Genomic DNA, 15888 nt, shown 5'->3' with positions numbered 1-15888 from the left:
TTGAACACTATCAAGAGCACAAAAAATTAATGGATTTAAGTTTCGTCGATTTCTTGTCAATGCACTATTGGGGAGAAGATTTAAATGACAATGATGGAGACCGTGATATGCAGCTCCCTTTTAAAACAATCAGCAGCAGTTCTTTTCACTTTGTTTTTATTTTAGATGACAAAGATTTATTACCGCTTCCTTTTAATCCGGAATTACCACAATTAAAAATACCAACTTACAGATCTGATCTTCATTCAGATCCAAATCTTCTTTCTTTATTCCGACCTCCGGTAGCATAAATTAATTTATAATTTTTTTGCTGTGGCTGAGACTTGACGTTTTGGTCGCTCATTTATTATTTTTTAATTAATACAATATGCTTAATAAAGTAATTCAGTTCTCAGTTAAGAACAAACTGGCAATTGGAATCTTTACACTGCTGTGGATTATCTACGGTGTGTATGAAGTTACCCAATTACCAATTGATGCCGTGCCGGACATCACAAACAATCAGGTACAAATTATTACGACAGCGCCATCTCTTGGAGCTGAAGATGTAGAAAGGCTCATCACTTTCCCAATAGAACAAGCCATTAGCAATATTCCACATCTTAAAGAAAGCCGTAGTATTTCACGTTTCGGACTTTCATTAGTAAGTGTTGTTTTTGAAGACGATGCCGATGTGTATTGGGCAAGACAGCAGATAACAGAAAGACTCCAGCAAGTAGAAATTGACCGAAATGCCAACCGACCAGAAATGGCGCCGGTTACAACTGGTTTAGGTGAAATCTATCAATATGTTTTAAAACCAAAGCCGGGTTTTGAAGAAAAATATTCTTTAGAAGATTTAAGAACAATTCAGGATTGGACAATCAGAAGACAGCTTTTAGGAACTGCCGGAATTGCTGATGTTTCGACTTTTGGAGGGAAATTAAAGCAGTATGAAATTGCTGTAAATCCTGCGAGATTGAAAGCGCAAAATCTAACCATTAGTGAAGTTTTTACTGCTTTAAACAGCAGCAACGAAAACACTGGCGGTGCGTATATTGAAAAAGGCCCAACGGTATCTTATATTCGAAGTACAGGTTTAGCGAAAAGCATTAAAGATATTGAAAACATTGTAGTGAAAAGCACGCAGGGCGGTCTTCCTATTTTAGTAAAAGATGTTGCCAATGTCAAAATTTCTTCGGCAATTCGTTATGGTGCTTTAACAACAGACGAATACGGAGAATCTGTCGGCGGAATTGTAATGATGTTAAAAGGCGAAAATGCCAATAATGTTATTGTCAATGTAAAAGATAAAATTGCCGAAATTGAAAAAATCCTTCCCGAAGGTTTAAAAATTGAGCCTTTTTTAGACAGAACAAAAATGGTAGATAATGCCATTGGAACAGTAGAAAAAAACTTAATTGAAGGTGCCTTAATTGTAGTTTTGATTCTGGTTTTATTTCTTGGAAATCTTAGAGCTGGTTTTATTGTAGCTTCGGTTATTCCGTTAGCCATGCTTTTTGCCATTATTATGATGAATACTTTTGGCGTAAGCGGAAACTTAATGAGTCTCGGTGCCTTAGATTTCGGATTAATTGTAGATGGAGCCGTAATTATTGTGGAAGCTATTCTACACCATCTTCACAGTTCAAAAAAATACAAAGCAATTGATTCTATTACGCAGGACGAAATGGATAAAGAAGTAACAGGTTCTGCCGCACGTATGATGAATGCCGCCGTTTTTGGGCAAATCATCATATTGATTGTTTATCTGCCGATTCTTTCGTTGCAGGGAATCGAAGGTAAAATGTTTAAACCAATGGCGCAGACAGTTGCTTTTGCCATTTTGGGAGCTTTTATTCTGTCGCTTACTTATGTGCCAATGGTCAGCGCTTTATTTTTAAGTAAAAAAATCAGCCATAAAAAAAATCTTTCAGACCGAATTATGGAAAGATTAGAAAATGCTTATGAAGGCTGGCTGACCAAAGCTTTAGGAATTAGAAAAGCGATTGTTATTTCAGCTTTTGTGCTTTTCGGAATTGCTGTTGTTTTGTTTGGAAGAATGGGAGGTGAATTTATTCCGCAATTAGAAGAAGGAGATTTTGCTGTAGAAACCCGTTTGCTTTTAGGAACCAATCTTTCTACTACAACAGAAACAATTACGAAAATTTCTAAAGAATTAAAGAAAGAATATCCAGAAGTACAACAGGTGGTTTCCCGAATTGGAAGTGCCGAAATTCCAACCGATCCAATGCCAATTGAAGGTGGAGATATGATTATTGTTCTAAAAGACAAATCAGAATGGACAAGTGCTTCTTCATTTCCTGAACTAGCCGATAAAATGACTAAAACCGTTAAACGAATTGCACCTGGAGTTACAACCGGATTTCAATTTCCTGTTCAAATGCGTTTTAACGAATTAATGACAGGAGCTAAACAAGATTTGGTATGTAAAATTTACGGAGAAGATCTTCAGAAGCTTTCAGAATATGCCGAAAAATTAGGCGCAATTAGCAAAACTGTTCAAGGCGCGGCCGATTTATACGTAGAAAAAGTGACCGGAATGCCTCAAATTGTAATTGATTACAATTGGGCAGAAATGGCAAAATACGGTTTACGAGTTGCAGATGTGAATGCAACGATTAACGCTGCTTTTGCAGGAGCTATTGCAGGAAGCATTTATGAAGGAGAAAAACGTTTCGATATGGTAGTCCGTGTGGAAGATAATGGCAGAAAAGGAATTGAAGATGTTCGAAACCTTTTAATTGCGACTCCTTCAGGAATGCAGATTCCGCTTTACCAAGTGGCAAATGTAGATGAAGTGGAAGGCCCAAATCAGATTCAGCGTGAAAATGCAAAAAGAAGAATCATCGTTGGGTTTAATGTCCGCGGAAGAGATGTGCAGTCTATTGTGGAAGAATTACAGCAAAAAGTCAATAAACAGATCAAATTTGATCCAGGTTATTATATCACTTATGGTGGTGCTTTTGAGAATTTACAGCAGGCAAAGGCAAGATTGGGAGTTGCTGTTCCGGCTGCTTTATTAATGATTTTTGCTTTGTTGTATTTTGCATTTAGATCATTTAAAGAAGGAATTATCATTTTTACTGCTATTCCGTTATCTGCAATTGGAGGTGTTTTTGCCTTAGTTATGCGAGATATGCCATTTAGTATTTCGGCGGGAGTTGGTTTTATTGCGCTTTTTGGAGTTGCGGTATTAAACGGAATTGTTTTGATATCCGAATTCAACCGAATACAAAAACAAGGAGAAATTACAGATCCTTTTGCCATTATCCTTTTAGGAACCAAAAATAGATTACGTCCAGTTTTAATGACTGCGGCGGTTGCTTCGCTAGGATTTCTTCCAATGGCATTGAGCAACGGAGCAGGAGCAGAGGTACAGCGTCCGCTGGCAACTGTCGTGATCGGCGGATTGGTAACAGCTACTCTTTTAACGCTTTTTGTACTTCCGGCTATTTATTTGATGACCTATCACGCTAAAGGATTTTCTAAAAAAAGAAAAAAACACATGAATAATCTAACCATTTTATTAGGTGTTCTTTTTATTGGTAACATGGCAAATGCGCAGCAATTACCAATTTCGCTTGACGAATCGATTTCGATTGCCATTCAGAATAACAGAACAGTTAAATCGGCTAAGTTGAACGAGCAGTCCAAAAGTCATTTGCAAAAAACGGGGTATAATCTTCCGCAGACACAAATCGATGCCGATTACGGTCAGTTTAATAGTGCTCAAAAAGATACTAGATTTGGAATCAGTCAGACTTTTGCTTTTCCCACTGTTTACAGCAATCAGAAAAAAGCACTTCAGGCAGATTTTAATAAAGCCAAGACAGAAGTGCAGCTGACTTCTCAGGAAATTAAAACCAGAGTCAGAAATATTTATTACGATTATTTATGGCTTCAAAGTAAAAGAGAACTTTTAGTCTATGCCGATTCGATTTACCGAATTATGGAAAAGAAATCGGATTTGAGATTTCGAGCTGGCGAAGCAAATGTTTTAGAAAAAAGTGCTTCACAATCTGCCCGACAATTTTACAGCAATCAGCTGGTAATGGTAAATCGTGATATAGAAATTGCTTTAAATTCATTTAATGCGATTCTTCAGGATAAAGTGGAATATGCTCCTAAAAATGAAAAATCAAAAGCGGTTTTAAATCAATCTTTAGTTGAAAATCTGAAAGCAGAAAATCTACCAATTGTAAAGCGTTCACAATATGAATCGGAAGCAGCAAAATGGAGATGGAAAACCGAAAGTGCCAAACTGCTTCCTGAAATCACTTTAGGTTATAATAATTTGAGTATTATCGGGACTCAAACTAATGCTTCAGGTCAGGAAGTTTATTATGATAGTTCACAAAGATTTAATTACATCAATGCTGGTTTGTCTATTCCAATTTTCTTTACGAGTCAGTCTGAACGCAAACGTGCCGCAAAAGCAGAATACGAGAGTTATGAGGCACTTTCCGAAGCCGCTAAAATTGAAGTGAAAACTGCTATTGAGAATGCGGATAGGGAAGTGAAAAAGTATCAGGAAAGTTTAGAGTATTATGAAAAAGAAGGATTAAAAAATGCTCAAACGATTATCGAAGCTTCAAGCAGCCAGCTTTACAATGGAGATATTGATTATCTGCAGTGGGTTTTGGTCGTAAATCAAGCCATTACAATTAAAAGTGAATATCTAGACGCATTGAATGCTTACAACAAAGCAGTTGTTACACTGCAGAATCTTAATAATATTTAAAATGAAAAAATATATAGCAGCGTTTGCAGGCGCATTAGTATTGTTTTCTTGCGGAAAGAAACAAAATGAAGAAAATAAAAATGCTGAAGTGAAGAGCATTAATATTATAAAATTGACCAGCGAACAAATCAAAAATGCTGATTTACAAACTGGAAATCCGACGCTTCAAAATGTAAAAGAGATTTTACAGCTTCAAGGAACGGTAACAGTGCCTCCAAAAAGTGTGGTCAGTATCAGTATTCCGTTAGGAGGATATGTAAAAAGTACGAATTTAATTGCGGGAATGAATGTGCAAAAAGGACAGGTCTTAGCCGTTTTAGAAGACATGCAGTTTATCGAATTGCAGCAAGATTATCTTATGGCGAAAGAAAAGTTTGAACTGGCTCAGAACGAATATAAAAGACAAAAAGAACTTAATGCAAGTAAGGCCAGCAGTGATAAAGTTCTAGAACAGATTACAACCGAAACACGTACACAGCGTATTACAATGGCTTCTTTGGAACATAAACTGACTTTATTAGGAATCAATGTAAAGAAACTGAATGTTTCAACAATCAGCAATACAGTTAAAGTAGTTTCGCCTATTAATGGATTGGTTTCAAAAGTAAATGTGAATGTTGGAAAATATGTAAACCCAACCGATATGCTTTTTGAATTGATTGATAAAAAGGATATTGTATTGACTTTAAATGCGTTTGAGAAAGATGTTGCTTCTTTATTAATCGGTCAAACGGTTATGGCTTTTGCCAATAATTCGGATGCAAAAAAATACCCAGCCAAAATTGCTTTTATCAATCAAAGTTTAAACGGAGATAGAGCAGCAGAGATTATTTGTAAAGTTAATGCTTATAATCCGGCACTTTTACCAGGTCTATTTATAAATGCGGAAGTCGAAGTAGAAAATCAAAAAGCTTTAACGGTTCCTGAAGATGCTGTAGTGCGCTGGCAGGGTAAGTTTTTTGTTTTTACAGCCCTTGGAAATAATCAGTTTCAAATGGTGGAAGTAAAAGCTGGAGTTAAAAACGAAGGTTTCTGCCAGATTACTTCAAACGAGTTGGATAATTCTTCTAAAATCGTTGTAAAAAATGCCTACACTTTATTGATGTCTGCCATGAATAATGACGAACAATAGAGCTTAAATCTTTGATTACAAGTTTAGAGTTAAACACAAAAGCCCAGTAAAACTAGTTTTACTGGGCTTTTAATAAAGAAACTATTTGTTTGCAATTTCATTCCGTAGGAATGTTTCATCGGTAGAAAAAAAAATGGTTTGAATATATACGTTCCGTAGGAACGTTTCGACGGTGTACGGAAATTTGAATTAGGTTTATACGTTCCAAAGGAACGTTTGATTATTTGGTCAGATTTTATTTTCGTAAAATTAGGTGTCCCTACAGGACACAATATAATTCAAAACCCCATTTTTTACCGACGAGATATTCCTAACGGAATATAATTTATTACTTTAAATAAGGAGATTTAAGATAATGTGAATTAATTTTTTAAATTAATCTTTTATCCCTTTTATCCAATCTTTAAATCGGTTAACCTGTTCCGAAAAGAAAGATTCATGTTCTTCCTTATCTTCTTCAATGGGCGGTAAAACATGTTCAAAATAAGTGCCTCGTAAAACTTTGTGCAGAATGCCTTCGCCTAAAAACGCTTTTCCATCATTAAGCGTTCGCACTGCTTTCAATAAATGTCGAATATCATATTGCAACGGATTAATATCCGGAACTTGTTTATTTAAATTCAACAATTTGTAAACCGCAATTCTAGCCGTTCTAATCGAACTTTCCATAGTAAATACCACATCATTATTCGTTTCAACAAATTGTCCAATTAAGCCAAGATTTTTGCATCCTTCAGGCACAACTCTCGGACGATCTCCTTTTGCCCTCGGCATAAACATCGAAGTGATGTAAGGCATAAAAGCGGTTCGTACAATGGTGTTTTCTATTATATTATCCAGTTTATCTAAAATTCCGAGATGGAAAGATAATTCAGTTAGAATCTCATCTCCAGTACATTCGGGCATTACTTTTTTGATATAATTCCCAGGTTTATCCATAAACAAGGCATAAACCCAAAGCACTAAAATATCGTCTGGCTGATCTGGAAAATGAGGCTGTCTGTTACAAGTAAAGCTCATTAACCAATTAGAATCGGTAATGGTAATAATTCCTCCTGTTACTGTTTTGCCGGAATACGGGTCGTTTACAGAATATTCTTTTAGTTTTTCTACAAAAGCAGAAGGCCTGCAAGTCAGCGTAACCGATTCCCAAGATGATTTCTCGATATTAGTGCAGAATTTTTCTGGTTTTCCAAAAATAGGAGATTTCGCGGCTAAGTTTTTCCATAACATCCATCCAGGACTTTTGCCGCTGGTAGAGTTGTCAATACCAATAATAGGAGCAGTTTTATTGTCTCCATAGAAAGTATCTTCGGTCATTGAACCTGTGGTAACAATTACAAAATCATCTTTGCCAATTGGTGTTCTATTTTCTTTGCCTTCATGCTCTGTAATAATTCCTTCAACTACTTTACCTTCAGTATTACTTTGGATGACTAAATCTTTGATCAGTGTATGAAATTTGATATTGACACCTTTTTCTTCAAGGAATTTTCGCAGCGGTGTAACAAAAGTATCATACTGATTGTACTTAGGAAATACTAACGAAGAAAGATCATTTAATCCATCAATTGCATGAAGAAATCTATGCATATACAATTTTAGTTCTAATAAACTATGCCAGTTTTCAAAAGCAAACATGGTTCTCCAAAACGTCCAGAAATTACTTTCTAAAAACGATTCACTAAAATAATCTTCTATCGTCAAGTCGTCTAGTTCGTCTTTTCTTTTCAACAGCAATTTTACAATTGCTAGTTGATCTTTTTTATTCAAACCAAATTTGCTAAAATCTTTTATTTCTCCGTTTTTATGAATTAACCTTGCTTTCGAATAATTCGAATCGTTATCATTAATCAATCGATATTCGTCTAAAACAGTGTAGGGTGGAGGCAGTTCTAAAGCTGGAATATCCTGAAAAATATCCCATAGATTTTCGTAGGTCATATCCATTTCACGACCGCCGCGAATCATATAACCCTCTTTGGGATTTCCTGAGCCATCGAGTGAACCACCATCAATATGAAGCTGTTCCAGAAAAGTGATGTTTTTGGCAGGAATTCGACCATCTCGAATAAAATAGTAGGCAGCTGCCATTCCGGCGATTCCGCTTCCTACAATATAGATTTTGCTGTTTTCATGTGATTTGAGAGGAATTCCAATATTACGTTGGTAATTTCCAATCTGATCTGAAAACGGCATTGATTTTTCGGGGGTATTTAACTGTGTTTCTGTGCTCGAATCTGGTTCGTGATTAACATTTCCGTAGGTTGTAGAATTGTTTAGGACTTTGTCAAATTTTGATGTAATATTCTTCATTTTCAAAGCTTTAGAAGTTAATTCAACTAATGTAAGCTTAAAATTTAAAAGATAATTCTTTTATTTTTGAGAATATATTCGTATAATTTATTGATTGTTAATTAGATATGATTTTAAATTTATCCAAAGGTTATCTTATTCTTTATTGATCTGAATGACATCATTTCCGGCGATGGCATAAACTGTATCTTCTAAGCTGGGTTTTAGAAAATACTTTCCAGTAAACTCGCCAAATGCAGGAAGGATTATTTGGTTGGGTTTGCAAAAGAAACAACGAAGCTTTAAAGTTTGTAAACCCAAGCCACGCAAGATAATTCCTGGATGGATATGCCCTGAAAAATTAAATAAGTTTTCTTTTTCTGTGGGATGATGCGTAAAAAAGAAATCGTCAATTTCTAAAATCTCTGTGACAATTACTCCAATTTTTTTATAATGACTTTCATCAATAATGTCATGATTTCCAGTGATTAAATAGGTTTCTTGTTTGTGATTGGAAAGCCATTCTTCAAATAAATTCCATTCTGCATTTTTAGTGCTGTGGAATAAATCTCCCAGAAAAATAATTTTTTCAGGAAGAAAATGATCCAAAACTGCTGTGATTTTTCTAAAATTTTCTGAAACAGTATTTTGCGGAATAGCAATTCCGTGTTTTCTAAAATGTGTTACTTTTCCCAAATGCACATCAGAAATTATGACTGTTTTTTGCTTTTCCCAAAAAATAGCTCCGCTTGAATGAAGTATAAAATTTTCGTTTTTTAATTGGATATTCATAAAGATTTATTTCATATAAGATGCAGTCATTTTCTGAATTCTTTCAGCCAGAGTTTCACTCGAAAGCTTTTCTCTCAATCGATCTGTAATGATTGGAAAACTAAAAGGCGTTGGTTTTAAACATTGTTTCCAAATTATGTTTTGGCTTGCAATTCTTTCCAAAGCTAAAATCAAACGCCCTTCTTCTAATTGATGTTCAAAGGTTTCTCTATACGCCTGATGCAATAACAAATTATCAGGTTCAAAATCCCTAAAAACTTCAAATAACAATTGCGAGCCACTCTGCAAATGTTTGGTTTTAACCATTTTTCCCGGAAAACCAGTAAAAACTAATCCGGAAATTACCGCTATATCTCTAAACTTTCTTCGAGCCATTTCGGTTGAATTTAAGCTTTTCTGCAAATCATGATGAACGTATTCTGTCGAAAATAAATTATTATCTAAAACCGCTTCAATATCAATTTTCTGATCAGAAAGCAATTCAAAGCCATAATCGTTATAAGCCAAAGAAAAAGTGATCGATTGTAACAAACTAATTCGGTAAGCCAGTAAACTGGCTAAAGCTTCGTGAACAAAACGTCCTTCAAACGGATAAAAAATAGCATGAAATCCTTCACGGGTTTTAAAAGTCTCAATGAGAAATTCATCTGAACTCGGTACAATAGATTCTTTTCGCTGTCTTTTAAACAAAGGCTGTAACGCTTTTAATTCTGGCGAAAGATTGTCGGTATTGGCACGATACAATTCCTGACGAAGCAATTCGCTCATCTGAGAAGATAAAGCCAAACGACCGCCCATCCAGCTGGCAATTTTAGATTCTTTTTTCGGACTCGCTTTTTTGACTAAAACCTGCATATTTCGAATACGGAATAATTCGAGTTTTTTTCCTGCAAAGATAAAAGTATCGCCAGGTTTTAATTTCGAAATGAACCATTCTTCAATCGTTCCAATATAACCGCCACTCATGAATTTTACATTCATGACAGCATCGCCAACAATAGTTCCAATCTGCATTCTATGATGCATGGCAATCATTCGGCTGTTGATTTTGTAACAGCCATTTTCATCAATTTCAACTTTTTTGAATTCGTCATAAGCATGAAGACTTTGACTTCCTTGTGTGATAAAATTCAAAATCCAGTTCCAGTTTTCAGTTGTAATGGTTTGATAACTAAATGTTCCGTGAATTTCTTTGAAAATTTTGTTTGGATAAAATCCGTCAGAAACTGCAATTGTATTAAGATACTGCACCAAAACATCCCAGCTGTTTAAATACGGAACGCGATCTTCTATAACACTGTTTTCGACAGCCTTTTTTAGTGCCGAAGCTTCGATTAATTCAACGGCATGAGTAGCTAGGAAATAAATAACACTTTCTTTGCCAGGCTGATGTCCGCTTCGTCCTGCGCGCTGCATAAAACGAGCAACGCCTTTCGGGCCTCCAACCTGAATAATCGATTCGACAGGAGCAAAGTCAACACCCAGATCTAAACTAGAAGTACAGACTACAACTTTTAATTCTTCATTCCGAATCGCATTTTCAACCCAAAGTCTCGTTTCTCTATCGATGCTTCCGTGATGCATTGCCATTTCTCCTGCAAATTCAGGATATTTTTCTAACAATCTCTGATACCAAATTTCGCAGGCCGAACGAACATTCGTAAAAATTAAAGTCGTTTTGCTGGCTTTTATAATTTTTGCTGCTTCATCAATCAAATGTAATCCCATGTGCCCTCGCCAAGGATAAGCATCCATTTTCTCTGGAATAATAGAGACTACTTTTATCTTTTTATTGATAACCGCTTTTATTAAAACAGAATTATGATAAGCTTCAGAATCTACTCCAAGCAAAACTTCCTGCGCTTGTTGTAAATTTCCAATTGTGGCAGAAATTCCCCAAATTCGGATGTTTTTTGCTATCGTTTTAAGTCTTGATAATGCCAGTTCTACTTGAACACCTCGTTTGGTTCCCAGTAATTCATGCCATTCATCTATGACAATTGAACTGCAGTTTTTAAAAGTTGCCGCATATCCTTTTGAGGCCAAAAGTAATTGCAGACTTTCAGGAGTTGTAATCAGCAAATCGGGCATTTTTCCTTTTTGCTTGGCTCTTTCTGAAGCAGAAGTATCTCCGGATCGAATTCCGACAGTCATTGGAATATCTAAATCTGTAAGCACTCGTTCTGCCGCTTGTTTGATTTCAACAGATAAAGATCTTAAAGGTGTGATCCAAATGGCTTTTAATCCTGAATTATGCTTGGTTTTATAATTCGGATTTTCTTTGATATAATTTAAAATGATTGGAAGCCAAAGTGCGTATGTTTTTCCGCTTCCGGTTGGAGCATTTAACAAGCCGTTTTTTCCCTGCAAAAAAGCAGTCCAGGTTTGAGTCTGAAACGGAAAAGGTTTCCATCCCTGACTTTCAAACCAGTCATTGGCAATCGTAAATAACTGCTCTCTGTTCATTTATACAATTAAATTTTTTAAATCTTCTATCGAATTGGCTTCTTCAATTTTTTTATCGTGTCGCCATCTTAAAATTCGCGGAAAACGGGTTGCAACACCGCTTTTATGTCTTTTGGAAAGTGCAATGCCTTCAAAACCAATTTCAAAAACTAATTTTGGAGTTACACTTCGTACAGGCCCAAATCGTTCTAAAGTATTTTTTTTGATAAAATCGTCTACCATTCTAAATTCTGCATCGGTTAAACCGGAATATGCTTTCGCAAAAGTTACTAGTTCTCGTTCGTTATTCTCATTTTCCTGCCAAAGGGCAAAAGTATAATCAGTAAATAAATTCGATCGTCGCCCGTGACCTCGCATTGCGTAAGTTAGAACAGCATCTATGGTTAAAGGTTCTATTTTCCATTTCCACCAATCGCCTTTTTTTCTTCCCACTAAATACGGAGAATCTTTTCGTTTTAACATTAAACCTTCACTTTTCATTTCACGAGATTTTAATCTTTCGTTTGTGACATCTTCCCAAGTAGAAAAATTAAGTCTTTCTGAAAGTTGCAACGGAATTTCTTTTCCAATTAAAGTGGTAAATAATTCTTCTAGTAACGTTCGACGTTCTTCATAAGGAAGATTCCGAATATCATTTCCCTGCCATTCTAATAAATCATAAGCTTTAATGATTACAGGAGAATTTTTTAAAACGGAAGCTAAAACATTTTTACGGCCAATTCTAGTTTGCAAATCATTAAATGTTCCAATTTGATTATCAATGAAAGGAAGAATTTCGCCATCAATAACAGTTCCGTCTGGAATATTTCCAAGGAAAGATTGAAACTCTGGATATTTATCGGTTACTAATTCTTCGCCACGGCTCCAAACATAAATTTCATTTTCCCGAATAATGGTTTGAGAACGAATTCCGTCCCATTTATGTTCGGCGCTCCAGTCTTCGGGATTTCCAAGATTTTCAATTTCGCCTTCAATTGGATAAGCCAAATAAAAAGGATAAGGTTTTGATAAGTAATCACTGCTTCTTTCATCCAGAATCAATTCCTGAAATGTAATCGTATTCGGATTCCAATCGCCCATTAATTTATAAGCAAGCGTGTCTTCGTCAATGTTTTCAGCTTTAGAAAGTGCACGGGTCATTAATTTCTGACTTAAACCAATTCTAAAACTTCCTGTTATTAATTTAGTAAAAACGAATCTTTCGTAATAATTCAAGTTCAGCCAATTGGTTTGCAGATATTCTTTTTTTTCTGAATCGGTTTTCTTTTTCAAAGCAATGATTTCCTGTAGAAATTCGGTCAGACTTTTATCAGAATGTTCTTTTGTAGTTGGAATAACCAAAGCAATCGTTTCTGCCAAATCGCCGACAATATGATAACTTTCCTCAAACAACCAAAGGGGAATATTAGCCAATTCATTCGCCCATAAACGTAATAAAGTAGTATTAACAGGTCGGGGAGGACGGCGATGAGAAAGGATAGCGATTGTCCAAACCTTGTCTTCGTCACTTGCTTTTAGAAAATAGTTTGTCAAAGCATCCACTTTTACCGATGTTTTATTAGAACTATCTAAGGTTTTTATAAGCTCGGCAAAGTTTTTCATTTTTTTAAGTTATGGGTTATGGGTTATGGGTTATGGGTTATGGGTTATGGGTTATGGGTTATGGGTTATGGGTTATGGGTTATGGGTTATGGGTTATGGGTTATGGGTTATGGGTTATGGGTTATGGGGAGGAGTTAGACATCGAACAACGTTTAACTTACAACTTTTAAAGTATCGCATAACGTTTGACTCTTAACTTCTAACTTCCCTAACTTTCATCAGTATCATTGGTTTCTCCTTCATATTGTGTGTTTGCAGTTCTGGCATCGTAACCCAATTCTCTAAGGTATTTTGAAAATATGTCCGAATATCCGTGCGTACAAATCACTCTTTCTGCGCCGGTAGCTTTGATACTTTCTAATAAACCTGTCCAGTCGCAATGATCGCTTAGAACAAAACCACGGTCAACGGCGCGTCTTCGTCTTGCTCCGCGAAAAGCCATCCAGCCACTTGCAGAACCTGTTACAAAAGGAGTCATTCTTCTAATCCAGGTACTTCCGTGTGCGCTTGGTGGGGCAATTACAATGTTTCCTAATAAATCTTCTTTTTTTGTTTCTGTATTCACTCGTATTGTTGGAGGTAAATCAATTAAGGGACGAATAATTTCAGTCATGTTTTCGATTGCACCATGCGTGTAAATTGTTCCAATATGGGGATCGAGATATTTTAATAATCGTTGTGCTTTTCCTAAAGAATATCCAAAGAGAACTGAAGTTTTTCCTTCTGCGCGATTTTCAGCCCACCAATTATTTATTTCCGTCATTACATCAGCTTGCGGTTCCCATTTAAATGCAGGAAGTCCGAAAGTGCATTCGGTAATAAACGAGTGACATTTCACTACTTCATAAGGTACTGAAATTCCATCATCTTCTGTTTTGTAATCTCCTGTAAATACCCAGATTTCTCCTTTGTATTCTACTTTTATTTGAGCAGAACCAATAATATGTCCTGCAGGATGAAAAGAAAATTTCACGCCATTTATAGTAAACGTTTCATTCCAGTCTTTTCCGGTAACATTAATATCGCCAAGACGGTATTTTATAATAGGCACATTGGTATGATGCGTAATGTAATTTTGATGTCCCCATCTGGCATGATCAGAATGACCGTGCGTAATAATGGCATTTTTAACAGGTCTCCAGGGATCAAGATAAACATCAGCCTGCTGACAATAAATGCCTTTATCGTTAAATTGTAGTAATGGTGGATTCATCTTCTAGAATTACATAATTATAGTTTTACTATCTTGTGGCCATTACAAGATAAGTAATCAACGAAATACTCAAGACAAACGTAAAGACGTTTATAAAATGGAGCATTGCATACGAATATTTATATTTTGATGACATAATGATTCCTGATTTTAATGTTCGAAATTTTTGTAATTGATGCAGTTGTATTTTTCATCCTCATGATCCAGATTATAACTGTCATAAGGATTGGCTTCATCATAAGTTGAAAAGGGCGTGTTATCTTCGGCAATATTTAAACCGCTTTCTATGATTTCGTAAGAATCATCAGTAAACGAATTGAAATCATTTCTATAAGTACTGGTGTCAGAATTTTGTCCAGTAGTAAATTCTTCATCCATTGCTTCATTTTCATGAGCTGTGTCTATATGATCAGGTTTACTGCATTTAAAATCATTAAATTTTGCAGAATCTAAGTTGTTGCCAATTGTTTTCATAACTGCTCTTTTAAATTAAATAAATTCAACTTTTGATATATACAAATTTGAAAATTAGAAGATTAAAAAGATTATAGGATTTAATTTTAATCTTACATGATTTGTTTATTCTTATTTTATAATAATCAGATATAATCCTGTAAAAAAGATGAGCTAGTATTTTCCAACTTTGTATATCAATAATTTAAAAAATTATATATCATGGAAACTTCAAGAAAAGATTCGAAATCTGGAATGAAAGATTCTGGAAAAACTCAAAAATCAACTTCTGGTTCTAGAGGAAAAAGCACTACAACAAAATCAACAGATTCAAAAGGTAGAGCTGGACATTAATTTTTTAGTTTATATAATAGACTAAATAATAAAAGCGTGCTGTCTAAATGTAGACAGCACGCTTTTACGTTTTTTGAGTATTTTTAATTTATTTCAGAACTTCCTGAATTGTTTTTACAAAAGTTTCAATTGGCTGAGCACCAGAAACAGCATATTTACGATCAAAAACAAAAAACGGAACGCCTTGAACTCCAATTTCACCAGCTTCTTTAATATCCGATTCTACTTCTTTGATAAATAAAGTTTCGCTTTCCAGTACTTCTCTAATTTCATTTTCATCTAAACCTGCCTGAATTCCTAATTTAATTAAAGTCTGACCATTGTTTAAATCTTCGCCATCACTAAAATAAGCTTTGAAGAAAATTTCTTCCATTCGATCGCCCATATTTTTGGTTTTAGCCAATTGAATAATTCTGTGAGCGTTTAAAGAATTAGAAATAACCGCTTTGTCAAAATTATAATCTAAACCAACACTTTTAGCACGTTCTGCAACTCCTTTATGCATTTCTTTAGATTGTTCAATAGACATGCCTTTTCTTTCTGCTAAAAACGTGTAAACGTCCATGTCAGGTTGAGAAGTAATAGTAGGATCCAGCTGAAAGCTTTTCCATTCGATTTCAAATTCGTTGTTAGGAAACACTGCAAGCGCTGTTTCCAACTGTCTTTTTCCGATATAACAAAACGGACACATGATGTCCGACCAAATTTCTATTTTCATATTACAAAGATACGGAAAATTGTTGTTTCAAGTTTTATGTTTCAGGTTTCACGTTGATATGCTTTGTGTTTTTTTACCGCAAAGGCGCTAAGGTTTGCGCAAAGTTCGCTAAGCATTTT

The 15888-nt window shown here is 35.2% G+C and carries 11 protein-coding genes; 4 read left to right on the top strand and 7 right to left on the bottom strand.

What is annotated here, in order from left to right; translation table 11 throughout:
• The first annotated feature begins 29 nt into the window (after positions 1–29).
• The 3 genes from ACFS3A_RS20185 to ACFS3A_RS20175 all read left to right on the top strand — a co-directional run bounded on the left by ACFS3A_RS20185 (position 30) and on the right by ACFS3A_RS20175 (position 5876).
• Entirely contained in the window at positions 30–290 is a 261-nt protein-coding gene (locus ACFS3A_RS20185; protein WP_379827362.1) for a hypothetical protein, read from the top strand.
• Positions 291–367: 77 nt separating this feature from the next.
• Complete coding sequence (locus ACFS3A_RS20180) at positions 368–4744, top strand: CusA/CzcA family heavy metal efflux RND transporter (RefSeq protein WP_379827361.1); 4377 nt, start codon at positions 368–370, stop codon at positions 4742–4744.
• Position 4745: 1 nt separating this feature from the next.
• Positions 4746–5876 (top strand): efflux RND transporter periplasmic adaptor subunit, encoded by a 1131-nt coding sequence (locus ACFS3A_RS20175; protein ID WP_379827360.1) that lies wholly within the window; start codon positions 4746–4748, stop codon positions 5874–5876.
• A gap of 375 nt (positions 5877–6251) precedes the next feature.
• On the opposite strand, the gene ACFS3A_RS20170 is transcribed toward ACFS3A_RS20175, so the two are convergent.
• The 6 genes from ACFS3A_RS20170 to ACFS3A_RS20145 all read right to left on the bottom strand — a co-directional run bounded on the left by ACFS3A_RS20170 (position 6252) and on the right by ACFS3A_RS20145 (position 14718).
• Positions 6252–8192 (bottom strand): oleate hydratase, encoded by a 1941-nt coding sequence (locus tag ACFS3A_RS20170; RefSeq protein WP_219071095.1) that lies wholly within the window; start codon positions 8190–8192, stop codon positions 6252–6254.
• A 135-nt stretch (positions 8193–8327) separates the two neighbouring features.
• Positions 8328–8963: a ligase-associated DNA damage response endonuclease PdeM gene (gene pdeM, locus ACFS3A_RS20165; RefSeq protein WP_379827359.1), complete on the bottom strand. Its 636-nt coding sequence runs from the start codon at positions 8961–8963 to the stop codon at positions 8328–8330.
• 6 nt (positions 8964–8969) lie between these two features.
• Positions 8970–11429, bottom strand: a complete 2460-nt coding sequence (locus ACFS3A_RS20160; RefSeq protein ID WP_379827358.1) for a ligase-associated DNA damage response DEXH box helicase — start codon at positions 11427–11429, stop codon at positions 8970–8972.
• Positions 11430–13031: an ATP-dependent DNA ligase gene (locus ACFS3A_RS20155; protein WP_379827357.1), complete on the bottom strand. Its 1602-nt coding sequence runs from the start codon at positions 13029–13031 to the stop codon at positions 11430–11432.
• Positions 13032–13239: 208 nt separating this feature from the next.
• Positions 13240–14244 (bottom strand): ligase-associated DNA damage response exonuclease, encoded by a 1005-nt coding sequence (locus ACFS3A_RS20150; RefSeq protein ID WP_379827356.1) that lies wholly within the window; start codon positions 14242–14244, stop codon positions 13240–13242.
• Between the two features lie 150 nt (positions 14245–14394).
• Complete coding sequence (locus ACFS3A_RS20145) at positions 14395–14718, bottom strand: hypothetical protein (protein ID WP_379827355.1); 324 nt, start codon at positions 14716–14718, stop codon at positions 14395–14397.
• A 201-nt stretch (positions 14719–14919) separates the two neighbouring features.
• Here ACFS3A_RS20145 and ACFS3A_RS20140 point away from each other — a divergent pair, with 201 nt between their 5' ends.
• Positions 14920–15051, top strand: a complete 132-nt coding sequence (locus tag ACFS3A_RS20140) for a hypothetical protein (protein WP_255596598.1) — start codon at positions 14920–14922, stop codon at positions 15049–15051.
• An 88-nt stretch (positions 15052–15139) separates the two neighbouring features.
• On the opposite strand, the gene ACFS3A_RS20135 is transcribed toward ACFS3A_RS20140, so the two are convergent.
• Complete coding sequence (locus ACFS3A_RS20135) at positions 15140–15769, bottom strand: DsbA family oxidoreductase (RefSeq protein WP_379827354.1); 630 nt, start codon at positions 15767–15769, stop codon at positions 15140–15142.
• Between the last annotated feature and the right edge of the window lie 119 nt (positions 15770–15888).

The sequence above is a fragment of the Flavobacterium notoginsengisoli genome, assembly GCF_042686225.1.
Classification (GTDB): Bacteria; Bacteroidota; Bacteroidia; order Flavobacteriales; family Flavobacteriaceae; genus Flavobacterium; species Flavobacterium notoginsengisoli.
Note: the sequence above shows the minus strand (reverse complement) of the source record. Positions and strands in the feature narration are given on the sequence as shown.